Raw genomic sequence first — 19721 nt, forward strand, 5'->3', positions numbered from 1 at the left:
ACGCAGTGGTTGAGTGGGCTCTACTACGCTGATTTCATCAGCTTTTACAGCCCTACTCAACTGTGCGGAGGTGGGACGACGAAATCGAATTCTAACGATTATCGATTTCTGTCCCACTCTCATTTTACTTACCTAGTGATTTTAAATTTTCATAAAAGAGCACCCGAGCTGTTGTGATGTAAGGATAAGCTATGACACCAGCGATTCCCAGTGTGATACCAATCAGGATATACCAGCCGATAAAGCTCAGATCCAGCAAGAAACGTTTCCACTTATAGCCTTTCATCATGCGTCTACTTTGCACAAGAACTTGCCAAGGACCTTGGTAGGTGCCAGTGCTTAGCTGATCATAAAGGATGAAGTCGGTCTGAGAGTAAGCATAGTTGGCCATCAGGAAGACTGCCGTACCAGCCAAGACAATGAGAGTGCCAAGAAACATCATGGGCGCATAGCTGACGATTTGCTCTACCTCAGGACTAGCAGCTGTCAATTGGGACAAATCGGATATTTTTCCATAAATAGCTAGCACCTTGTAACTGCTGAAAATAAGGAAAAATGAACCGACAAGGCTGATAGAATTCCACAGCAAGAGGAGAATGCTTTTGGTCAGTTGTGTGATAAAAATCGGCGAAAAAAGCTCGGCAGAAAAGATTCGGCCAATATCTGTAAAGCCAACCGTATCACGTTTTTTTCGGACGACTTCTATCATGCTGAAGCTAGCAGATAAAAAGAGCAGAGCGATGATAAATTCCACAATTTGTGGGAAAATTTGACGACCAAAAATCAAAACAAAGGCCTGATTGATCTCCAACTGGGGAACAATCTCCTCCAGATGACGGTTGGGTGACAAATAGGTAGATAAAATGGTTACCAGAGTTGGAATGGCAAAGAGAGAGAAAATGCCGTTGGTTTGATTTCGGATAGCTCGCGCTTGTGCACGGATTTCGCTTAAATTCATACAGACCTCCATTTCATGATTTTTATTATACCACATATCGTGACAGACAAGACTTTTTTTGGTAAAATCATACGGTATCTTATGAGCGCTTGGCGCTTATTTTATAGAAGAAAATAGCTGGGACTGTCTTTCCCAGCAGGAGGAAACATGTCAGATTCACCGATTCAGTATCGTTTGATCAAAAAAGAAAAGCACACAGGTGCTCGTCTAGGAGAAATCATCACCCCGCATGGCACCTTTCCAACGCCTATGTTTATGCCGGTCGGCACTCAGGCTACGGTCAAGACCCAGTCACCAGAAGAGCTCAAGCAAATGGGTTCGGGTATCATCTTGGCCAATACCTACCACCTCTGGTTGCGGCCGGGAGATGAGCTGATTGCCCGTGCAGGTGGCCTGCACAAGTTCATGAACTGGGACCAACCTATTCTGACCGATAGTGGTGGTTTTCAGGTCTATTCTCTAGCTGATAGCCGCAATATTACAGAAGAAGGAGTAACTTTCAAGAACCACCTCAATGGTTCTAAGATGTTCCTTTCGCCAGAAAAGGCTATCTCCATCCAGAACAACCTAGGTAGCGACATCATGATGTCCTTTGATGAATGCCCGCAGTTCTACCAGCCTTATGACTATGTCAAGAAGTCTATCGAGCGGACTAGTCGTTGGGCAGAGCGTGGACTCAAGGCTCACACTCGGCCACACGATCAAGGTCTCTTTGGGATTGTTCAGGGAGCTGGCTTTGAAGATTTGCGCCGCCAGTCTGCTCAAGATTTGGTCAGCATGGATTTTCCTGGCTACTCTATCGGAGGATTGGCTGTTGGTGAGTCTCACGAAGAGATGAATGAGGTACTGGATTTCACAACGCCCTTGTTGCCTGAAAACAAGCCTCGCTATCTCATGGGAGTGGGAGCGCCAGATAGCTTGATTGATGGTGTTATCCGCGGGGTCGATATGTTTGACTGCGTCCTGCCGACTCGGATTGCCCGAAATGGTACCTGTATGACTAGCGAGGGACGTCTGGTTGTCAAAAATGCCCAGTTTGAGGAAGATTTCACGCCGCTGGATCACGACTGTGATTGCTACACTTGTACCAATTACACGAGGGCTTATATCCGTCACTTGCTCAAGGCTGATGAAACCTTTGGCCTTCGCTTGACCAGCTATCACAACCTCTACTTCTTGGTAAATCTCATGAAGAAGGTTCGTCAAGCCATTATGGATGATAACTTGTTAGAATTCCGTGAAGATTTTATGGAACGCTACGGCTATAATCGATCCAAGAGGAATTTCTAAGAGTCCTCATTAGAAGGGAAGAAGTATGTCTGATGAAGGAAAATTGTTGGAAAGCTTGGTAGACTACCTGTCGGATGGTCAAAAGCACACTCTGAGGATTTTTGGTCACGGAGCTTCGGGTAAGTCAACTTTTGCTCGAAAACTCCAGCTAGCCTTGGGTGAGGACCGAGCCAATCTGCTGGAAACAGATCCTTATGTAATTACTGGAGAGTATCGCGATTTGCTTAGTTCTAAGGATTTTCCTCATCAAAAAGTAACGGCTTGTATCCCAGCCGTTCATGAACTGAGTAGTCTGGAGCGCGATATTTGTGCTTTGCAGTCTGGTCTGGATATTCTGACCATTGGAAAAGCTTGGTCACCAAGTTTGCGTTTGTCAGCTCAAAAACCAATTTTAATAGTAGAAGGCATGTAGTCAGCTTTTTTGCCTAAAAGCTTGTTTGATTTATCGATTTGCTTTTACACGGATGATCAAACTGAGTTAGAACGCCGCTTGTCGCGGGATGTAGCTATGCGAGAACGCAGACCAGATTGGATAGAGCAGCCCCACCTAGCTCGGCGAGAGCAATATAGGAACTTTTATCAACCCTATCTAGCGGCTGCCGACCTTGTCATCTGCCAGACTGGCAATAGCTTTCGCATTGAAAAGGACAGCCCGTTGTTATAAAATAAAGTAGTCAAAGGCAAATCTTTCATTTTTAATCTCACTGATGTGCGTCAGTGAGCATTTTTATTTTTTGAGCAAAAACTCAAACGAATAGGTAGAATAATCTAAGTTTTCTTCTATATAAATGATTACAAGACTTATAAGTCACTTAGAAAACACTTTCATAAAAAATTATCCTAAAAATCTTTAAAAAACTCACTCAAATCCCTTGCAATGCTTGGTTCTTTGTGTTAAGATACTATGGTGCTGTAAAAAACAGCGTGTAGCTTTGATGCAAGAGGTTGCGACACGCTCGGTTGCATTGCCACGCAATCGCCTGTCGGTTTTCTTGTGGAGCTAGCCTATTATCTTAAATAGACGAAAAAAGGAGAAAAAGATGGCAAACAAAAAAATCCGCATCCGTTTGAAAGCTTACGAACATCGTACACTTGACACAGCGGCTGCAAAAATCGTAGAAACTGCTGCACGTACAGGTGCTGAAGTTGCGGGACCAATCCCACTTCCAACTGAACGTAGCCTCTACACAATCATTCGTGCGACTCACAAATACAAAGATTCTCGCGAACAATTTGAAATGCGTACTCACAAACGCTTGATCGACATCATCAACCCAACTCAAAAAACAGTTGACGCTTTGATGAAGTTGGACCTTCCAAGTGGTGTGAACGTAGAAATCAAACTTTAATCTAAAGCTTGGTATCTTGAGCATGAAAAACGCTCGTTAAAAACTTTTTGAAAAAAATTATAGAAAAGGAAACATTTTCTCATGACAAAAGGAATCTTAGGGAAAAAAGTGGGAATGACTCAAATCTTCACTGAAGCTGGCGAATTAATCCCTGTAACTGTTGTTGAAGCAACTCCAAACGTTGTTCTTCAAGTGAAAACAGTTGAAACAGACGGTTACAACGCAGTTCAAGTTGGTTTTGATGACCTTCGTGATGTATTGAGCAACAAACCTGCTAAAGGACATGTAGCGAAAGCTAACACGGCTCCTAAGCGCTTCATTCGTGAATTCAAAAACATTGAAGGCTTGGAAGTTGGTGCGGAAATCACAGTTGACACTTTCGAAGCTGGTGATGTTGTTGATGTAACAGGAACTTCAAAAGGTAAAGGTTTCCAAGGTGTAATCAAACGCCACGGCCAATCTCGTGGTCCAATGGCTCACGGTTCACGTTACCACCGTCGTCCTGGTTCAATGGGACCAGTTGCGCCAAACCGTGTTTTCAAAAACAAACACTTGGCTGGACGTATGGGTGGCAACCGTGTAACGATTCAAAATCTTGAAATCGTACAAGTTGTTCCAGAGAAAAACGTTATCTTGATCAAAGGAAACGTACCTGGTGCTAAGAAATCTCTTATCACTATCAAATCAGCAGTTAAAGCTGGTAAATAATAAAGAAAGGGGAAATCAGTCACAATGGCAAACGTAAAATTATTTGACCAAACTGGTAAAGAAGCTGGTGAAGTAGTTCTTAACGACGCAATCTTTGGTATCGAACCAAATGAATCAGTTGTCTTCGACGTGATCATCAGCCAACGCGCTAGCCTCCGTCAAGGAACTCACGCTGTTAAAAACCGTTCTGCAGTATCAGGCGGCGGACGCAAACCATGGCGTCAAAAAGGAACTGGACGTGCTCGTCAAGGTTCTATCCGCTCTCCACAATGGCGTGGTGGTGGTATCGTCTTCGGTCCAACTACTCGTTCATATGCCTACAAACTTCCACAAAAAGTTCGTAGATTGGCATTGAAATCAGTTTACTCTGAAAAAGTTGCTGAAAACAAATTCGTAGCTGTAGACAGCCTTTCATTTACAGCTCCAAAAACTGCTGAGTTTGCAAAAGTGCTTGCAGCATTGAGCATTGACACAAAAGTACTTGTTATTCTTGAAGAAGGAAATGAATTTGCTGCACTTTCAGCACGTAACCTTCCAAATGTTAAAGTTGCAACAGCAACAACAGCAAGTGTTCTTGACATCGCAAACAGCGACAAACTTCTTGTTACTCAAGCAGCTATCTCTAAAATTGAGGAGGTTCTTGCATAATGAATTTGTATGACGTTATCAAAAAGCCTGTCATCACTGAAAGCTCAATGGCTCAGCTTGAAGCAGGCAAATACGTATTTGAAGTAGACACTCGCGCTCACAAACTTTTGATCAAGCAAGCTGTTGAAGCTGCTTTTGAAGGAGTTAAAGTTGCTAATGTCAACACTATCAACGTAAAACCTAAAGCAAAACGCGTTGGACGTTACACTGGTTTTACTAACAAAACTAAAAAAGCTATCATCACTCTGACAGCAGATTCAAAAGCAATCGAGTTGTTCGGAGCTGCTGAAGCAGAATAATCTAAGGAGGAAATATCGTGGGAATTCGTGTTTATAAACCAACAACAAACGGTCGCCGTAATATGACTTCTTTGGATTTCGCTGAAATCACTACTAGCACTCCAGAAAAATCTTTGCTCGTTTCTCTTAAGAGCAAAGCTGGTCGTAACAACAACGGACGCATCACTGTTCGTCACCAAGGTGGCGGCCACAAACGTCACTACCGTTTGATTGACTTCAAACGTAACAAAGATGCTGTTGAAGCAGTAGTTAAAACTATCGAGTACGATCCAAACCGTTCAGCAAACATCGCTTTGGTTCACTATACTGACGGTGTGAAGGCATACATCATCGCTCCTAAAGGTCTTGAAGTAGGCCAACGCATCGTTTCAGGTCCTGAAGCAGATATCAAAGTCGGTAACGCACTTCCACTTGCTAACATCCCAGTTGGTACTTTGGTTCACAACATTGAGTTGAAACCAGGTCGCGGTGGTGAATTGGTCCGTGCTGCTGGAGCTTCTGCTCAAGTATTGGGTCAAGAAGGTAAATATACTCTTGTTCGTCTTCAATCAGGCGAAGTTCGTATGATCCTTGGTACTTGCCGTGCTACAGTTGGTGTTGTCGGAAACGAACAACATGGCTTGGTTAACCTTGGTAAAGCAGGTCGTAGCCGTTGGAAAGGTATCCGTCCAACAGTTCGCGGTTCTGTAATGAACCCTAACGATCACCCACACGGTGGTGGTGAAGGTAAAGCACCAGTTGGTCGTAAAGCGCCATCTACTCCATGGGGCAAACCTGCTCTTGGTCTTAAAACTCGTAACAAGAAAGCGAAATCTGACAAACTTATCGTTCGTCGTCGCAACGAGAAATAATCTAAAACAATCTATCCGCCAGCTCGGTAGCGCTGCCTAGCAGCGCAGGCCGCTGTGGTAACTTATTTTAAAGGAGAAAACATAAAAATGGGACGCAGTCTTAAAAAAGGACCTTTCGTCGATGAGCATTTGATGAAAAAAGTTGAAGCTCAAGCTAACGACGAAAAGAAAAAAGTTATCAAAACTTGGTCACGTCGTTCAACGATCTTCCCAAGTTTCATCGGTTACACAATCGCAGTCTATGACGGACGTAAACACGTGCCTGTTTACATCCAAGAAGACATGGTAGGTCACAAACTTGGTGAATTTGCACCAACTCGTACTTACAAAGGTCACGCTGCAGACGACAAGAAAACACGTAGAAAATAAGGAGAACATAAATGGCAGAAATTACTTCAGCTAAAGCAATGGCTCGTACAGTGCGTGTTTCACCTCGTAAAACTCGTCTAGTTCTTGACAATATCCGTGGTAAAAACGTCGCTGACGCAATCGCAATCTTGAAATTCACTCCAAACAAAGCTGCTGGCATTATCGAAAAAGTATTGATCTCTGCAATCGCTAATGCTGAAAACAACTTTGGTTTGGAAAAAGCTAACTTGGTAGTATCTGAAGCTTTCGCAAACGAAGGACCAACTATGAAACGTTTCCGTCCACGCGCTAAAGGTTCAGCTTCACCAATCAACAAACGCACAAGCCACATCACTGTGGTAGTTGCAGAAAAATAAGGAGGTAACATCGTGGGTCAAAAAGTACATCCAATTGGTATGCGTGTCGGCATCATCCGTGATTGGGATGCCAAATGGTATGCTGAAAAAGAATACGCGGATTACCTTCATGAAGATCTTGCAATCCGTAAATTCGTTCAAAAAGAATTGGCTGACGCAGCTGTTTCAACTATTGAAATCGAACGCGCAGTAAACAAAGTTAACGTTTCACTTCACACTGCTAAACCAGGTATGGTTATCGGTAAAGGTGGAGCAAACGTTGATGCACTTCGTGCAAAACTCAACAAATTAACTGGAAAACAAGTACACATCAACATCATCGAGATCAAATCTCCAGATTTGGATGCTCACCTTGTTGGTGAAGGAATTGCTCGTCAATTGGAGCAACGTGTTGCTTTCCGTCGTGCTCAAAAACAAGCAATCCAACGTGCAATGCGTGCAGGAGCTAAAGGAATCAAAACTCAAGTATCAGGTCGTTTGAACGGTGCAGATATCGCTCGTAGCGAAGGATACTCTGAAGGAACTGTTCCACTTCACACCCTTCGTGCGGATATCGATTACGCTTGGGAAGAAGCTGATACTACTTACGGTAAACTTGGTGTTAAAGTATGGATCTACCGTGGTGAAGTTCTTCCAGCTCGTAAAAACACTAAAGGAGGTAAATAACCAATGTTAGTACCTAAACGTGTTAAACACCGTCGCGAATTCCGCGGAAAAATGCGTGGTGAAGCTAAAGGTGGTAAAGAAGTAACTTTTGGAGAATATGGTCTTCAAGCAACTACTAGCCACTGGATCACTAACCGTCAAATTGAAGCTGCCCGTATCGCTATGACTCGTTACATGAAACGTGGTGGTAAAGTTTGGATCAAAATCTTCCCACACAAATCATACACTGCAAAAGCAATCGGTGTACGGATGGGATCTGGTAAAGGGGCTCCAGAAGGTTGGGTAGCACCAGTTAAACGTGGTAAAGTGATGTTTGAAATCGCTGGCGTATCAGAAGAAATCGCTCGTGAAGCTCTTCGTCTTGCAAGCCACAAATTGCCAGTTAAATGTAAATTCGTAAAGCGTGAAGCAGAATAAGGAGAAAGCATGAAACTTAAAGAAATTCAAGATTTTGTTAAAGAACTTCGTGGTCTTTCTCAAGAAGAACTCGCGAAGCGTGAAAATGAATTGAAGAAAGAATTGTTTGACCTTCGTTTCCAAGCCGCTACTGGTCAATTGGAGCAGACAGCGCGTTTGAAAGAAGTGAAAAAACAAATCGCACGTATCAAAACTGTTCAATCAGAAGTTAAATAATAGACTTGGGAAAGGAGAAATTCTAAAATGGAACGTAATCAACGTAAAACCCTCGTCGGACGCGTCGTTTCTGACAAGATGGATAAGACAATCACAGTTGTAGTTGAAACAAAACGTAACCACCCAGTCTATGGTAAGCGTATTAACTACTCTAAGAAGTACAAAGCACATGATGAAAACAATGTTGCCAAAGAAGGCGATATCGTTCGTATCATGGAAACTCGTCCGCTTTCAGCTACAAAACGCTTCCGTCTTGTAGAAGTTGTTGAAGAAGCGGTTATCATCTAATCAAACCAGAAAGGAGAAAACTTAAATGATTCAAACAGAAACTCGTTTGAAAGTTGCTGACAACAGCGGTGCTCGCGAAATCCTGACAATCAAAGTTCTTGGTGGTTCAGGACGTAAGTTCGCCAACATCGGTGATGTCATCGTTGCATCTGTAAAACAAGCTACTCCTGGTGGTGCGGTTAAAAAAGGTGACGTTGTAAAAGCGGTTATCGTTCGTACTAAATCAGGTGCTCGTCGTAAAGATGGTTCATACATCAAATTCGACGAAAACGCTGCAGTCATCATCCGTGAAGACAAAACTCCTCGCGGAACTCGTATCTTCGGCCCAGTTGCTCGCGAATTGCGTGACGGCGGCTTCATGAAGATCGTATCATTGGCTCCAGAAGTACTTTAATCTAAAATTCAAACAAGTCCCCTGGAAGTTTTCCAGGGTGCCCTCATGGGCGTAAGAAATTAAAGGAGAAACCTAATAATGTTTGTAAAAAAAGGCGACAAAGTTCGCGTAATTGCTGGTAAGGACAAGGGTGTTGAAGCACTTGTTGTTGCAGCTCTTCCAAAAGTAAACAAAGTTGTTGTTGAAGGTGTTAACCTTGTTAAGAAGCACCAAAAACCAAATAGCGAAAACCCTCAAGGTGCTATCGTAGAAAAAGAAGCACCAATCCATGCGTCAAACGTTCAAGTTCTTGACAAGAATGGTGTTGCAGGACGCGTTGGTTACAAGTTTGTAGACGGCAAAAAAGTTCGTTACAACAAAAAATCAGGCGAAGTGCTTGACTAATCACGAAGGAAAGGAGAAGTATAATGGCAAATCGTTTAAAAGAAAAATATCTTAATGAAGTAGTACCTGCTTTGACTGAAAAGTTCAACTACTCATCTGTTATGGCTGTGCCAAAAGTGGATAAAATCGTTTTGAACATGGGTGTCGGTGATGCTGTATCAAACGCTAAAAACCTTGAAAAAGCTGCTGAAGAATTGGCTCTTATCTCAGGTCAAAAACCACTTATCACTAAAGCTAAAAAATCAATCGCCGGCTTCCGTCTTCGTGAAGGTGTAGCGATCGGTGCTAAAGTAACCCTTCGTGGCGAACGTATGTATGAGTTCTTGGATAAATTGGTTACTGTATCACTTCCACGTGTGCGTGACTTCCATGGTGTTCCAACAAAATCATTTGATGGACGCGGAAACTACACACTTGGTGTGAAAGAACAACTGATCTTCCCAGAAATCAACTTTGATGACGTTGATAAGACTCGCGGTCTTGATATCGTTATCGTAACAACTGCTAACACTGACGAAGAGTCACGTGCATTGCTTACAGGCCTTGGAATGCCTTTTGCAAAATAATATAGGAGGTAAAACAAATGGCTAAAAAATCAATGATTGCTAAGAACAAACGCCCAGCGAAGTTCTCTACGCAAGCTTATACTCGTTGTGAAAAATGTGGCCGTCCACATTCAGTTTACCGCAAGTTTAAACTTTGCCGTGTTTGCTTCCGTGAATTAGCATACAAAGGACAAATCCCTGGCGTTACCAAAGCATCTTGGTAATTCTAGCTTCCAATTCCGTCACGATTCTTCGTTATCGGCTTTTGCATAACTTAAGTTATGCCTACAAGCCGATGCCTAGACTCACTAAGGACTTGAAGCCTAGAAACTTATTCTGAGCCTAGCTCAATCATTAACTAGCAAGTGCAGCTTGCAAACTACTAGTAAGAGGAGAAATATAAAATGGTTATGACTGACCCAATTGCAGACTTTTTGACTCGTATCCGTAACGCTAATCAAGCGAACCACGAAGTACTTGAAGTACCTGCATCAAACATCAAAAAAGGGATTGCTGAAATCCTGAAGCGTGAAGGTTTTGTAAAAAACGTTGAAATCATCGAAGATGACAAACAAGGCATCATCCGTGTCTTCCTTAAATACGGACAAAATGGTGAAAAAGTTATCACTGGTTTGAAACGTGTTTCAAAACCAGGTCTACGTGTTTACAAGAAACGCGAAGACCTTCCAAAAGTCTTGAACGGACTTGGAATTGCTATTCTTTCAACATCTGAAGGTTTGCTGACTGATAAAGAAGCACGCCAAAAGAACGTTGGTGGAGAAGTTATCGCTTACGTTTGGTAAAATCAAGATACAAAGAGCGTCATGGGCAATGTGAAAATAGGAAATCTGACAAAGAGTGTTAACACTCTAGGAAGATTTGTCTTTTTCACACAGACCATAGCTCGTGTTCAATTTAGCTGATTTACTGATCAGCTAAATAGAGAGTAAATTAGTTTAGGAGAAAAAGATGAAAGCTACTGAATTGAATGAAAAACTTATTGTTGCAGAAGACGCTTTGGCTGAATTGTCAAAAGATGACCTTGTATCTCTTTTATGTGAAATTGGTTATAGTCCTGCGGCTATTGATGTATTGACAGAATATCAGGAGTTTGTCAAAGCTTTTCGAAAGAAACTAGGTTTGCTCTAATCCGAATGCCCCCCGTGAAAACTGGCCGTCATGGTCTGACAATTTAACAGGAGAAAATAAACATGTCACGTATTGGTAATAAAGTTATCGTGTTGCCTGCTGGTGTTGAAATCACTAACAATGACAACGTTGTAACTGTAAAAGGACCTAAAGGAGAACTGACTCGTGAGTTCTCAAAAGATATTGAAATCCGTGTGGAAGGAACTGAAGTAACTCTTCACCGTCCAAACGATTCAAAAGAAATGAAAACAATCCACGGAACTACTCGTGCCCTTTTGAACAACATGGTTGTTGGAGTATCAGAAGGATTCAAGAAAGAACTTGAAATGCGTGGGGTTGGTTACCGTGCACAACTTCAAGGCTCAAAACTTGTCTTGGCTGTTGGTAAATCTCACCCAGACGAAGTTGAAGCTCCAGAAGGAATTACTTTTGAACTTCCAAACCCAACAACAATCGTTGTTAGCGGAATTTCAAAAGAAGCAGTTGGACAAACAGCTGCTTATGTACGTAGCCTTCGTGCACCAGAACCATATAAAGGTAAAGGTATCCGTTACGTTGGTGAATTCGTTCGCCGCAAAGAAGGTAAAACTGGTAAATAATATTGATTGGCTGATCTTTTCAGCCAGCCAATTTATCTTCCGATTTTGTGCTAAGGCACGTCAATAATAATAAGAGGTGAAAATTGTGATTACGAAACCAGATAAAAATAAAATCCGCCAAAAACGCCACCGTCGCGTTCGCGGAAAACTCTCTGGAACTGCTGATCGCCCACGTTTGAACGTATTCCGTTCTAATACAGGCATCTACGCTCAAGTGATTGATGACGTAGCGGGTGTAACGCTCGCAAGCGCTTCAACTCTTGACAAAGAAGTTTCAAAAGGAACTAAAACTGAACAAGCCGTTGTTGTAGGTAAACTCGTTGCAGAACGTGCAGTTGCTAAAGGTATTTCTGAAGTGGTGTTTGACCGCGGTGGATATCTCTATCACGGACGTGTAAAAGCTTTGGCTGATGCAGCTCGTGAAAACGGATTGAAATTCTAATAGGGAGGACACTAGAAAATGGCATTTAAAGACAATGCAGTTGAACTTGAAGAACGCTTAGTTGCAGTCAACCGTGTTACTAAAGTTGTTAAAGGTGGACGTCGTCTTCGTTTTGCAGCTCTTGTAGTAGTTGGTGACCGCAACGGTCGTGTTGGTTTCGGTACTGGTAAAGCTCAAGAAGTACCAGAAGCTATCCGTAAAGCAGTTGAAGATGCGAAGAAAAACTTGATCGAAGTTCCAATGGTTGGTACAACTATTCCTCACGAAGTTCTTTCAGAATTTGGTGGAGCGAAAGTATTGCTTAAGCCAGCTGTTGAAGGTTCTGGAGTTGCTGCTGGTGGTGCTGTTCGTGCCGTCATCGAATTGGCAGGTGTGGCAGATGTTACATCTAAATCACTTGGTTCAAACACTCCAATCAACATCGTTCGCGCAACTGTTGAAGGCTTGAAACAATTGAAACGCGCTGAAGAAGTTGCTGCCCTTCGTGGTATTTCAGTTTCTGACTTGGCTTAAGAAAGGGGAACTCATGGCTCAAATTAAAATTACTTTGACTAAGTCTCCAATCGGACGCATCCCGTCACAACGTAAAACTGTTGTAGCACTTGGACTTGGCAAATTGAACAGCTCAGTTATCAAAGAAGACAATCCAGCGGTACGCGGTATGATCACTGCTGTATCTCACTTGGTAACTGTTGAAGAAGTTAAGTAAGCCTTAGCTGAAAAACTTTTATTAAGATACATTAGGGGATTTGAGAATTTTCTCAGCCCCTAAAACTAAATATATGTATAGGCGAGTTTGTATCAGAGACACCTTTTCTCTGGTACGAGCGCTAGCATTTTACAAAAGAGGAGAAAAAATAATGAAACTTCATGAATTACAACCTGCTGCAGGTTCACGTAAAGTTCGCAACCGTGTTGGTCGCGGTACTTCATCAGGTAACGGTAAAACTTCTGGTCGCGGTCAAAAAGGTCAAAAAGCACGTAGCGGTGGCGGTGTTCGTCTTGGTTTTGAAGGTGGACAAACTCCATTGTTCCGTCGTGTACCAAAACGTGGTTTCTTGAATGTAAACCGTAAAGAATACGCGATTGTTAATCTTGACCAATTAAATGTCTTTGAAGATGGTGCAGAAGTAACTCCAGTTGTTCTCATCGAAGCAGGTATTGTAAAAGCTGAAAAATCTGGTGTTAAGATTCTTGGTAACGGAGAATTGACTAAGAAGTTGACTGTTAAAGCAGCTAAATTCTCTAAATCAGCTGAAGAAGCTATCACTGCTAAAGGTGGTTCAGTCGAAGTCATCTAAGAGAGGTGACCTATGTTTTTCAAGCTATTAAAAGACGCACTTAAAATAAAACAAGTACGGTCTAAGATTTTGTTCACACTGTTCATCATCTTAGTTTTCCGTATTGGTACAACTATAACCGTTCCAGGAATTAATGCGAAAGCATTGAACAGTTTAAGCGATTTACCTTTCTTAAACATGCTTAGTTTGGTTTCTGGGAATGCCATGCGTAACTTCTCTGTTTTTGCCCTTGGAGTTAGTCCCTATATCACGGCTTCAATCGTGGTTCAGCTCTTGCAAATGGATTTGCTTCCAAAATTTGTAGAGTGGGGCAAGCAAGGGGAAGTAGGACGGAGAAAGCTTAATCAAGCAACTCGCTATATTTCCCTGGTATTGGCCTTTGTCCAATCTATCGGGATTACAGCTGGATTTGCGACTTTATCAAGAACTAAACTAGTAGCGAATCCAAATTGGCAAACCTATCTTTTGATTGGTGCCCTCCTCACGACAGGTTCAGTTATTGTGACCTGGTTAGGAGAGCAAATCACAGATAAGGGTTATGGTAATGGTGTATCCATGATTATCTTTGCAGGGATTGTATCTGGTATTCCTGGTATGATCAAAGGAATCTATGAAGATTACTTTGTTAATATCCCGAGCGATCGACTCAATTCGTCTTTGATTTTCGTTGGGATTTTAATTGTTGCAGTTTTGGTGATTATCTATTTCACAACCTTTGTGCAACAAGCTGAGTACAAAATTCCAATTCAATATACGAAGATTGCTCAAGGTGCACCTTCAAGTTCCTACCTACCGTTAAAAGTGAATCCTGCTGGTGTTATCCCAGTTATCTTTGCAAGTTCGATTACAGCTGCTCCAGCAGCCATCTTCCAATTTGTAAGTGCTATGGGCTATAACGCATCATGGGTTCGGACGGCGCAGGCGCTTCTGGCGACTACAACCATCAGTGGTATGTTTACCTATGCTCTCTTGATTATTCTCTTTACTTTCTTTTATACATTTGTACAAATTAATCCTGAAAAGACAGCAGAGAATTTGCAAAAGAGTGGAGCCTACATCCCAGGTGTTCGTCCAGGTAAGGGAACGGAAGAATATATGTCTAAATTGCTTCGCCGTTTGGCGACAGTTGGCTCACTATTCCTAGGGATTATCACAATCATTCCGATCCTAGCCAAAGATCTTTTTGGTCTGACCGATGCAGTCGCTCTTGGAGGAACCAGTCTTCTTATCATCATTTCGACAGGTATTGAAGGAATGAAGCAGTTGGAAGGTTACCTTCTGAAGCGTAAGTATGTCGGATTTATGGATACTACAACAGAATAGAAATAGGTTGACTTAGTCAACCTTCTATTTTGTTTTTAAAAAAGTTTATTAAGTGTTTTAATAGATTGCTTTAAAAACAAAAAAGGAGACAAAACATGAATCTTTTGATTATGGGCTTGCCAGGTGCAGGCAAGGGAACACAAGCAGCCAAAATTGTGGAACAATTCCACGTGGCACATATTTCAACTGGGGATATGTTCCGTGCTGCTATGGCCAATGAAACAGAAATGGGTGTTTTAGCGAAATCCTACATTTCTAAAGGCGAGTTGGTGCCAGATGAAGTGACGAACGGAATCGTGAAAGAGCGCTTAGCACAAGATGATATTAAAGAAACTGGTTTCTTGTTGGACGGTTATCCACGGACAATTGATCAAGCCCATGCTTTGGATAAAATCCTTGCGGATCTAGGCATCCAACTTGACGCAGTTATCAATATCGAAGTAAATCCAGATAGTTTGTTAGAACGTTTGAGTGGACGGATTATCCACCGTGAAACAGGGGAAACCTTCCACAAAGTTTTCAACCCACCAGTGGATTACAAAGAAGAAGATTACTATCAACGTGAAGACGACAAACCTGAAACAGTAAAACGTCGTTTGGATGTTAATATCGCTCAAGGCCAACCAATTATTGATCATTACCGTGCTCAAGGACTCGTTCACGACATTCAGGGCAATCAAGAGATTGAGGCAGTTTTCTCAGATATCGAAAAAGTCTTGTCAAATTTAAAATAAAAGCGTTTTTCCCGCTTGCAATATTTGACAAGTAGTGATACAATGAGTTAGTCTGACTTATAATTGTTACCTCTGTGCTCAGAGGAATCTATCGAAATTTAGGGAGGTGCTTTTGCGTGGCAAAAGACGATGTGATTGAAGTCGAAGGCAAAGTAGTTGATACGATGCCGAACGCAATGTTTACGGTTGAACTTGAAAATGGACATCAGATTTTAGCAACAGTTTCTGGTAAAATTCGTAAAAACTATATTCGTATTTTAGCGGGAGATCGTGTTACTGTCGAGATGAGTCCTTATGATTTGACACGTGGACGGATCACTTACCGCTTTAAATAATCGAAAAACTTGGAGGGATAAGAAATGAAAGTAAGACCATCGGTCAAACCAATTTGCGAATACTGTAAAGTTATTCGTCGTAATGGCCGTGTTATGGTAATTTGCCCAGCAAATCCAAAACACAAACAACGTCAAGGATAAGATAGAAAGGAGAAAACATGGCTCGTATTGCTGGAGTTGACATTCCAAATGACAAACGTGTAGTCGTTTCACTTACTTACGTGTATGGTATCGGACTTCCAACTTCTAAGAAAATTTTGGCTGCTGCTGGAATCTCAGAAGATATCCGTGTCAAAGATTTGACATCAGATCAAGAAGACGCTATCCGTCGCGAAGTGGATGCAATCAAGGTTGAAGGTGACCTTCGTCGTGAAGTAAACCTTAACATCAAACGTTTGATGGAAATCGGTTCATACCGTGGTATCCGTCATCGTCGTGGACTTCCTGTCCGTGGACAAAACACTAAAAACAATGCTCGTACTCGTAAAGGTAAAGCCGTTGCGATTGCAGGTAAGAAAAAATAATATAGGAGGTAAAAGTCTTGGCTAAACCAACACGTAAACGTCGTGTGAAGAAAAATATCGAATCTGGTATTGCACATATTCACGCTACATTTAATAACACTATTGTTATGATTACTGATGTGCATGGTAATGCGATTGCTTGGTCATCTGCTGGTGCTCTTGGTTTCAAAGGTTCTCGTAAATCTACACCATTTGCTGCCCAAATGGCATCTGAAGCGGCTGCTAAGTCTGCACAAGAACACGGTCTTAAATCAGTTGAAGTTACAGTTAAAGGTCCAGGTTCTGGTCGTGAGTCAGCTATTCGTGCACTTGCTGCAGCTGGTCTGGAAGTAACTGCTATTCGTGATGTGACTCCTGTGCCACACAATGGTGCTCGTCCTCCAAAACGTCGCCGTGTATAATCATAAACAATTACACTGCTTTTCGTTTAAGAGGGAGTTAACTAAATGATTGAGTTTGAAAAACCAAATATAACAAAAATTGATGAAAATAAAAATTATGGCAAGTTTGTAGTTGAGCCGCTAGAACGCGGTTACGGTACAACACTTGGGAATTCGCTTCGTCGTGTACTTCTCGCCTCACTTCCAGGTGCAGCAGTGACTTCTATCAACATTGAAGGAGTATTGCACGAATTTGATACGATTTCTGGGGTCCGTGAAGATGTTATGCAGATCATTCTGAACATCAAGGGGATTGCTGTAAAATCTTACGTCCAAGACGAAAAGATGATTGAATTGGATGTTGAAGGTCCTGCAGAAGTAACTGCTGGAGACATTTTGACAGACAGTGATATCGAAATTGTAAACCCTGATCATTATCTCTTTACAATCAGTGAAGGTGCTCGCTTTAAAGCGAAAATGGCTGTGAATAGCGGTCGTGGATATGTGCCAGCTGACGAAAATAAAAAAGATGATGCACCAGTAGGCACACTTGCGGTAGATTCTATCTATACGCCTGTGACAAAAGTAAATTACCAGGTTGAACCAGCTCGTGTTGGTAGCAACGATGGTTTTGATAAACTTACCCTTGAAATTTTAACGAATGGAACGATTATTCCCGAAGACGCTTTGGGACTATCAGCTCGTATCCTGACAGAGCATCTGAACCTCTTTACAGATTTAACAGAAGTTGCTATTTCAACTGATGTGATGAAGGAAGCAGAGAAATCTTCAGATGATCGCATTTTGGAACGTACAATTGAAGAATTGGATCTATCAGTTCGTTCATACAACTGTCTGAAACGCGCAGGAATTAATACTGTCTTTGATTTGACAGAAAAATCTGAGCCTGAAATGATGAAAGTTCGTAACTTGGGCCGCAAGAGTCTTGAAGAAGTTAAAGTTAAACTTGCTGACCTTGGTCTTGGGTTAAGAAATGATAAATAAAGGAGGAATACATGGCTTACCGTAAACTAGGACGCACTAGCTCACAACGTAAAGCAATGCTTCGTGATTTGACTACTGACTTGATTATCAATGAATCAATCGTAACAACTGAAGCTCGTGCTAAAGAAATCCGTAAAACAGTTGAAAAAATGATTACTCTTGGTAAACGTGGTGACTTGCATGCTCGTCGTCAAGCAGCAGCTTTTGTACGTAACGAAATTGCATCAGAAAACTACAATGAAGAGACTAACAAATACACTACAACTACAGCTCTTCAAAAATTATTCTCTGAATTGGCACCTCGCTATGCTGAGCGCAATGGTGGATACACTCGTATTCTTAAGACTGAACCACGCCGTGGGGATGCTGCGCCAATGGCAATTATTGAATTAGTATAATTTTTATCAATTTTGTTGAGTGTTATGATGATGGAGTTCTTATACTCTTAGTCTAGCTCTGGTCTACCGCTAGGATTTTTCCTAGCGGGAACACTCATCATCATGATGAAAGGGTAGACGCTTGTTTACGAAATTGCTTTTAGTGAAAAACAATTTCGTAAGCAGGCGTTTTTGAATGGGAAAAGAAAAACTTTGTTGAGGGAAGGAGAAGAAATGCAAGATTCGATTGCTATTTTGAAAGAACGTTATTTAGCCAATATAAAAGAGAATCCAGACTTATACATTGGGATTGAGTTAGAATTTCCAATTGTGAATCTTCAGGGAGGAGCGACAGATACTCGTGTAACAAAGGAGCTGTTAGTAAGGCTGAATTCAGACTATGGCTTTATCGTAGAAAGAAGGGATTCAGAGGGCAATCCTATCCAGTTAAAAGCTTCAGATAGCGAAGATCGGATACTTTTTGAAGTGTCTTATAATATTTTGGAATTTGCATTTGAAAAAGCGAAAACGATTCAAGAAGTCGAAAGACGCTTTAATCATTACCTAGACACCATTCAAAAGATTTTGCGCGAAAGTCATCATGAGCTTCAGGGACATGGTTTACATCCATTCTGGAAGGAGAATGATAATGGTCCTGTTAAATATCCCCGCTATCAAATGTTAATGCAATATCTAGCTTTGAGTGAGAAAATTGGAGGAGATTTCTTCCATCGCCATCCTGATTATGGTAGCTATATCTGTGGGAGCCAGGTACAGTTAGATGTTTCACGGGCAAATTTCATACAGGTAATTAACACCTTTAATCAAATCGAGGCTGCCAAAGCTTATCTTTTTGCCAATTCAGAATTACTTACAGAAGATTTTAACACTAGAATCTCGAGAGACCGCTTCTGGGAAGAGTCCATGCATGGCTTGTTAGTAGAAAATGTCGGTGTTAATCCCCATGATTTCAAAGATGAGGAAGATTTTTTCAATTATTTAAATCATACAGCCATTTTCAATGTTGAGCGAGAGGGTGACACCTATTATTTTCCTCCTATCGTAGCTGGAGAGTATCTAAAGCAGGAGCAAATCAAGGGATACAATTTAAGTGGCAAGGAAAGTCTAGTAATCCCCCAAGCAGATGATTTTTGTAATCACAGAAGCTACCAGTACCAAGATTTGACAACGCGGGGAACGATAGAATTTAGGAGCACTTGTGCTCAGCCTTTCGATAGGACCTTTGCACCAGCAGCTTTTCATTTGGGATTGTTGGCTAATCTTGAGGAAGTGATCGCTTATCTTAAAGATTGTGATTTCTTCAAATTAGAGGGGCGTAACTATAAAAGGCTGCGCAGAAAGTATTCGCAGATCGAGTTAACACAGACAGAGCAAGACTCTATTCAATCATTTGCATCAGATCTCCTTCAATTGGCTGTTAAAGGTTTGGAGAAACGAAAAGAAGGGGAAGAGTGCTACTTGTTTCCACTTATGAATGAGAGATAAAGTAATTTCTTTTTAACCTCTAATAGAAAGCTGAAGTAAATTTCTTTATGTGATTGATTGGATTGTGTATTATATTAGTTTGAGTATGTTTGAATGAATTTAATTGTATTGGGAATACTTAATAGACTTTAGCATCACGGTGATATAGAGAATAAGGGAGAGGTAGGAAGAGGTTACCTTTCCCTTTTAGTTATTGAGTTATCAGTGATATTGATGGTGTTAGGAAATAAAGATGAAAAAAAGATAAAAAAATTTCAAAAAAGTGTTGACAAGGGAATAGATAGGTGATATACTGATATAGTTGTCGC

General features: G+C 41.5%; 33 protein-coding genes and 1 pseudogene. 33 read left to right on the forward strand and 1 reads right to left on the reverse strand.

Translation table 11 applies throughout. From position 1 onward, the window contains the following. Positions 1-124: 124 nt before the first annotated feature. A complete protein-coding gene (locus A0765_RS04785; RefSeq protein ID WP_062004990.1) occupies positions 125-958 on the reverse strand; it encodes a DUF975 family protein in 834 nt (277 codons plus the stop codon). Positions 959-1105: 147 nt separating this feature from the next. Here A0765_RS04785 and tgt point away from each other — a divergent pair, with 147 nt between their 5' ends. The 33 genes and pseudogenes from tgt to A0765_RS04940 all read left to right on the forward strand — a co-directional run bounded on the left by tgt (position 1106) and on the right by A0765_RS04940 (position 19413). After that, positions 1106-2248, forward strand: a complete 1143-nt coding sequence (gene tgt / locus A0765_RS04790; protein WP_062004992.1) for a tRNA guanosine(34) transglycosylase Tgt — start codon at positions 1106-1108, stop codon at positions 2246-2248. 25 nt (positions 2249-2273) lie between these two features. After that, a pseudogene (locus A0765_RS04795) lies at positions 2274-2912 on the forward strand (uridine kinase family protein). A 376-nt stretch (positions 2913-3288) separates the two neighbouring features. Then, entirely contained in the window at positions 3289-3597 is a 309-nt protein-coding gene (gene rpsJ, locus A0765_RS04800) for a 30S ribosomal protein S10 (protein ID WP_005591304.1), read from the forward strand. 81 nt (positions 3598-3678) lie between these two features. Further along, positions 3679-4305, forward strand: coding sequence for a 50S ribosomal protein L3 (rplC, locus tag A0765_RS04805; protein WP_045498245.1), 627 nt, complete (start codon positions 3679-3681; stop codon positions 4303-4305). 24 nt (positions 4306-4329) lie between these two features. Then, positions 4330-4953, forward strand: coding sequence for a 50S ribosomal protein L4 (rplD, locus tag A0765_RS04810; RefSeq protein ID WP_062004994.1), 624 nt, complete (start codon positions 4330-4332; stop codon positions 4951-4953). Further along, complete coding sequence (locus tag A0765_RS04815; RefSeq protein ID WP_005591301.1) at positions 4953-5252, forward strand: 50S ribosomal protein L23; 300 nt, start codon at positions 4953-4955, stop codon at positions 5250-5252. Before rplD ends, A0765_RS04815 begins: the two co-directional genes overlap by 1 nt. A gap of 17 nt (positions 5253-5269) precedes the next feature. Then, entirely contained in the window at positions 5270-6103 is an 834-nt protein-coding gene (gene rplB / locus A0765_RS04820; protein ID WP_002894482.1) for a 50S ribosomal protein L2, read from the forward strand. A gap of 87 nt (positions 6104-6190) precedes the next feature. Then, the gene (gene rpsS / locus A0765_RS04825) at positions 6191-6472 is read left to right on the forward strand and encodes a 30S ribosomal protein S19 (RefSeq protein WP_000533766.1); all 282 of its coding nucleotides are present in this window, start codon (positions 6191-6193) and stop codon (positions 6470-6472) included. Positions 6473-6483: 11 nt separating this feature from the next. After that, the gene (gene rplV / locus A0765_RS04830) at positions 6484-6828 is read left to right on the forward strand and encodes a 50S ribosomal protein L22 (protein ID WP_005591300.1); all 345 of its coding nucleotides are present in this window, start codon (positions 6484-6486) and stop codon (positions 6826-6828) included. Positions 6829-6840: 12 nt separating this feature from the next. Further along, on the forward strand, positions 6841-7494 hold the full coding sequence (gene rpsC, locus A0765_RS04835) for a 30S ribosomal protein S3 (RefSeq protein WP_005591299.1): 654 nt from the start codon (positions 6841-6843) through the stop codon (positions 7492-7494). Positions 7495-7497: 3 nt separating this feature from the next. Beyond that, on the forward strand, positions 7498-7911 hold the full coding sequence (gene rplP / locus A0765_RS04840) for a 50S ribosomal protein L16 (RefSeq protein ID WP_005591298.1): 414 nt from the start codon (positions 7498-7500) through the stop codon (positions 7909-7911). Positions 7912-7920: 9 nt separating this feature from the next. Next, entirely contained in the window at positions 7921-8127 is a 207-nt protein-coding gene (gene rpmC, locus A0765_RS04845; protein WP_005591297.1) for a 50S ribosomal protein L29, read from the forward strand. 27 nt (positions 8128-8154) lie between these two features. Next, the gene (gene rpsQ / locus A0765_RS04850) at positions 8155-8415 is read left to right on the forward strand and encodes a 30S ribosomal protein S17 (protein ID WP_002885836.1); all 261 of its coding nucleotides are present in this window, start codon (positions 8155-8157) and stop codon (positions 8413-8415) included. 25 nt (positions 8416-8440) lie between these two features. After that, entirely contained in the window at positions 8441-8809 is a 369-nt protein-coding gene (gene rplN, locus A0765_RS04855; protein WP_002894494.1) for a 50S ribosomal protein L14, read from the forward strand. 78 nt (positions 8810-8887) lie between these two features. Beyond that, the gene (gene rplX / locus A0765_RS04860; RefSeq protein WP_005591295.1) at positions 8888-9193 is read left to right on the forward strand and encodes a 50S ribosomal protein L24; all 306 of its coding nucleotides are present in this window, start codon (positions 8888-8890) and stop codon (positions 9191-9193) included. 23 nt (positions 9194-9216) lie between these two features. Next, entirely contained in the window at positions 9217-9759 is a 543-nt protein-coding gene (gene rplE, locus A0765_RS04865) for a 50S ribosomal protein L5 (RefSeq protein WP_005591294.1), read from the forward strand. Positions 9760-9776: 17 nt separating this feature from the next. After that, entirely contained in the window at positions 9777-9962 is a 186-nt protein-coding gene (locus tag A0765_RS09945; RefSeq protein ID WP_001085697.1) for a type Z 30S ribosomal protein S14, read from the forward strand. A 180-nt stretch (positions 9963-10142) separates the two neighbouring features. After that, positions 10143-10541, forward strand: coding sequence for a 30S ribosomal protein S8 (gene rpsH, locus A0765_RS04870; RefSeq protein WP_002899666.1), 399 nt, complete (start codon positions 10143-10145; stop codon positions 10539-10541). Positions 10542-10707: 166 nt separating this feature from the next. Then, a complete protein-coding gene (locus tag A0765_RS04875; protein WP_000648250.1) occupies positions 10708-10887 on the forward strand; it encodes a hypothetical protein in 180 nt (59 codons plus the stop codon). A gap of 62 nt (positions 10888-10949) precedes the next feature. Further along, a complete protein-coding gene (rplF, locus tag A0765_RS04880) occupies positions 10950-11486 on the forward strand; it encodes a 50S ribosomal protein L6 (protein WP_005591293.1) in 537 nt (178 codons plus the stop codon). 85 nt (positions 11487-11571) lie between these two features. Continuing rightward, entirely contained in the window at positions 11572-11928 is a 357-nt protein-coding gene (gene rplR / locus A0765_RS04885) for a 50S ribosomal protein L18 (RefSeq protein ID WP_009659213.1), read from the forward strand. A gap of 18 nt (positions 11929-11946) precedes the next feature. Continuing rightward, on the forward strand, positions 11947-12441 hold the full coding sequence (gene rpsE, locus A0765_RS04890) for a 30S ribosomal protein S5 (protein WP_005591292.1): 495 nt from the start codon (positions 11947-11949) through the stop codon (positions 12439-12441). A gap of 13 nt (positions 12442-12454) precedes the next feature. Further along, on the forward strand, positions 12455-12637 hold the full coding sequence (gene rpmD / locus A0765_RS04895) for a 50S ribosomal protein L30 (RefSeq protein ID WP_002894509.1): 183 nt from the start codon (positions 12455-12457) through the stop codon (positions 12635-12637). A 151-nt stretch (positions 12638-12788) separates the two neighbouring features. Beyond that, positions 12789-13229 carry a 50S ribosomal protein L15 gene (rplO, locus tag A0765_RS04900; RefSeq protein WP_045498220.1) on the forward strand — a complete coding sequence of 147 codons (441 nt, stop codon included), beginning with the start codon at positions 12789-12791 and terminating at the stop codon, positions 13227-13229. Positions 13230-13241: 12 nt separating this feature from the next. Then, positions 13242-14552, forward strand: coding sequence for a preprotein translocase subunit SecY (gene secY / locus A0765_RS04905; RefSeq protein ID WP_005591290.1), 1311 nt, complete (start codon positions 13242-13244; stop codon positions 14550-14552). Between the two features lie 95 nt (positions 14553-14647). Beyond that, positions 14648-15286, forward strand: coding sequence for an adenylate kinase (locus A0765_RS04910; RefSeq protein WP_062004996.1), 639 nt, complete (start codon positions 14648-14650; stop codon positions 15284-15286). Between the two features lie 116 nt (positions 15287-15402). Next, on the forward strand, positions 15403-15621 hold the full coding sequence (infA, locus tag A0765_RS04915) for a translation initiation factor IF-1 (protein WP_001029883.1): 219 nt from the start codon (positions 15403-15405) through the stop codon (positions 15619-15621). Between the two features lie 24 nt (positions 15622-15645). Next, on the forward strand, positions 15646-15762 hold the full coding sequence (gene rpmJ / locus A0765_RS09950; protein WP_001808836.1) for a 50S ribosomal protein L36: 117 nt from the start codon (positions 15646-15648) through the stop codon (positions 15760-15762). Between the two features lie 17 nt (positions 15763-15779). Then, positions 15780-16145, forward strand: a complete 366-nt coding sequence (gene rpsM, locus A0765_RS04920) for a 30S ribosomal protein S13 (protein WP_005591288.1) — start codon at positions 15780-15782, stop codon at positions 16143-16145. A 17-nt stretch (positions 16146-16162) separates the two neighbouring features. Then, positions 16163-16546 (forward strand): 30S ribosomal protein S11, encoded by a 384-nt coding sequence (gene rpsK, locus A0765_RS04925; RefSeq protein WP_001118385.1) that lies wholly within the window; start codon positions 16163-16165, stop codon positions 16544-16546. 45 nt (positions 16547-16591) lie between these two features. Further along, on the forward strand, positions 16592-17530 hold the full coding sequence (locus A0765_RS04930; protein WP_005591287.1) for a DNA-directed RNA polymerase subunit alpha: 939 nt from the start codon (positions 16592-16594) through the stop codon (positions 17528-17530). Positions 17531-17541: 11 nt separating this feature from the next. Next, positions 17542-17928 (forward strand): 50S ribosomal protein L17, encoded by a 387-nt coding sequence (gene rplQ / locus A0765_RS04935; RefSeq protein WP_005591286.1) that lies wholly within the window; start codon positions 17542-17544, stop codon positions 17926-17928. Between the two features lie 213 nt (positions 17929-18141). Further along, on the forward strand, positions 18142-19413 hold the full coding sequence (locus tag A0765_RS04940) for a gamma-glutamylcysteine synthetase (protein WP_048766337.1): 1272 nt from the start codon (positions 18142-18144) through the stop codon (positions 19411-19413). Positions 19414-19721 lie beyond the last annotated feature (308 nt).

This window comes from Streptococcus cristatus (assembly GCF_001588905.1).
Lineage (GTDB): Bacteria > Bacillota > Bacilli > Lactobacillales > Streptococcaceae > Streptococcus > Streptococcus cristatus_N.

Excerpts from the sequence above, each read along its gene's own strand:
- A0765_RS04785 (WP_062004990.1), bottom strand. The coding sequence starts at position 958 with ATGAATTTAAGCGAAATCCGTGCACAAGCGCGAGCTATCCGAAATCAA.
- tgt (WP_062004992.1), top strand. The coding sequence starts at position 1,106 with ATGTCAGATTCACCGATTCAGTATCGTTTGATCAAAAAAGAAAAGCAC.
- rpsJ (WP_005591304.1), top strand. The coding sequence starts at position 3,289 with ATGGCAAACAAAAAAATCCGCATCCGTTTGAAAGCTTACGAACATCGT.
- rplC (WP_045498245.1), top strand. The coding sequence starts at position 3,679 with ATGACAAAAGGAATCTTAGGGAAAAAAGTGGGAATGACTCAAATCTTC.
- rplD (WP_062004994.1), top strand. The coding sequence starts at position 4,330 with ATGGCAAACGTAAAATTATTTGACCAAACTGGTAAAGAAGCTGGTGAA.
- A0765_RS04815 (WP_005591301.1), top strand. The coding sequence starts at position 4,953 with ATGAATTTGTATGACGTTATCAAAAAGCCTGTCATCACTGAAAGCTCA.
- rpsS (WP_000533766.1), top strand. The coding sequence starts at position 6,191 with ATGGGACGCAGTCTTAAAAAAGGACCTTTCGTCGATGAGCATTTGATG.
- rplV (WP_005591300.1), top strand. The coding sequence starts at position 6,484 with ATGGCAGAAATTACTTCAGCTAAAGCAATGGCTCGTACAGTGCGTGTT.
- rplP (WP_005591298.1), top strand. The coding sequence starts at position 7,498 with ATGTTAGTACCTAAACGTGTTAAACACCGTCGCGAATTCCGCGGAAAA.
- rpmC (WP_005591297.1), top strand. The coding sequence starts at position 7,921 with ATGAAACTTAAAGAAATTCAAGATTTTGTTAAAGAACTTCGTGGTCTT.
- rpsQ (WP_002885836.1), top strand. The coding sequence starts at position 8,155 with ATGGAACGTAATCAACGTAAAACCCTCGTCGGACGCGTCGTTTCTGAC.
- rplN (WP_002894494.1), top strand. The coding sequence starts at position 8,441 with ATGATTCAAACAGAAACTCGTTTGAAAGTTGCTGACAACAGCGGTGCT.
- rplX (WP_005591295.1), top strand. The coding sequence starts at position 8,888 with ATGTTTGTAAAAAAAGGCGACAAAGTTCGCGTAATTGCTGGTAAGGAC.
- rplE (WP_005591294.1), top strand. The coding sequence starts at position 9,217 with ATGGCAAATCGTTTAAAAGAAAAATATCTTAATGAAGTAGTACCTGCT.
- A0765_RS09945 (WP_001085697.1), top strand. The coding sequence starts at position 9,777 with ATGGCTAAAAAATCAATGATTGCTAAGAACAAACGCCCAGCGAAGTTC.
- rpsH (WP_002899666.1), top strand. The coding sequence starts at position 10,143 with ATGGTTATGACTGACCCAATTGCAGACTTTTTGACTCGTATCCGTAAC.
- A0765_RS04875 (WP_000648250.1), top strand. The coding sequence starts at position 10,708 with ATGAAAGCTACTGAATTGAATGAAAAACTTATTGTTGCAGAAGACGCT.
- rplF (WP_005591293.1), top strand. The coding sequence starts at position 10,950 with ATGTCACGTATTGGTAATAAAGTTATCGTGTTGCCTGCTGGTGTTGAA.
- rpsE (WP_005591292.1), top strand. The coding sequence starts at position 11,947 with ATGGCATTTAAAGACAATGCAGTTGAACTTGAAGAACGCTTAGTTGCA.
- rpmD (WP_002894509.1), top strand. The coding sequence starts at position 12,455 with ATGGCTCAAATTAAAATTACTTTGACTAAGTCTCCAATCGGACGCATC.
- rplO (WP_045498220.1), top strand. The coding sequence starts at position 12,789 with ATGAAACTTCATGAATTACAACCTGCTGCAGGTTCACGTAAAGTTCGC.
- secY (WP_005591290.1), top strand. The coding sequence starts at position 13,242 with ATGTTTTTCAAGCTATTAAAAGACGCACTTAAAATAAAACAAGTACGG.
- A0765_RS04910 (WP_062004996.1), top strand. The coding sequence starts at position 14,648 with ATGAATCTTTTGATTATGGGCTTGCCAGGTGCAGGCAAGGGAACACAA.
- rpmJ (WP_001808836.1), top strand. The coding sequence starts at position 15,646 with ATGAAAGTAAGACCATCGGTCAAACCAATTTGCGAATACTGTAAAGTT.
- rpsM (WP_005591288.1), top strand. The coding sequence starts at position 15,780 with ATGGCTCGTATTGCTGGAGTTGACATTCCAAATGACAAACGTGTAGTC.
- A0765_RS04930 (WP_005591287.1), top strand. The coding sequence starts at position 16,592 with ATGATTGAGTTTGAAAAACCAAATATAACAAAAATTGATGAAAATAAA.
- rplQ (WP_005591286.1), top strand. The coding sequence starts at position 17,542 with ATGGCTTACCGTAAACTAGGACGCACTAGCTCACAACGTAAAGCAATG.
- A0765_RS04940 (WP_048766337.1), top strand. The coding sequence starts at position 18,142 with ATGCAAGATTCGATTGCTATTTTGAAAGAACGTTATTTAGCCAATATA.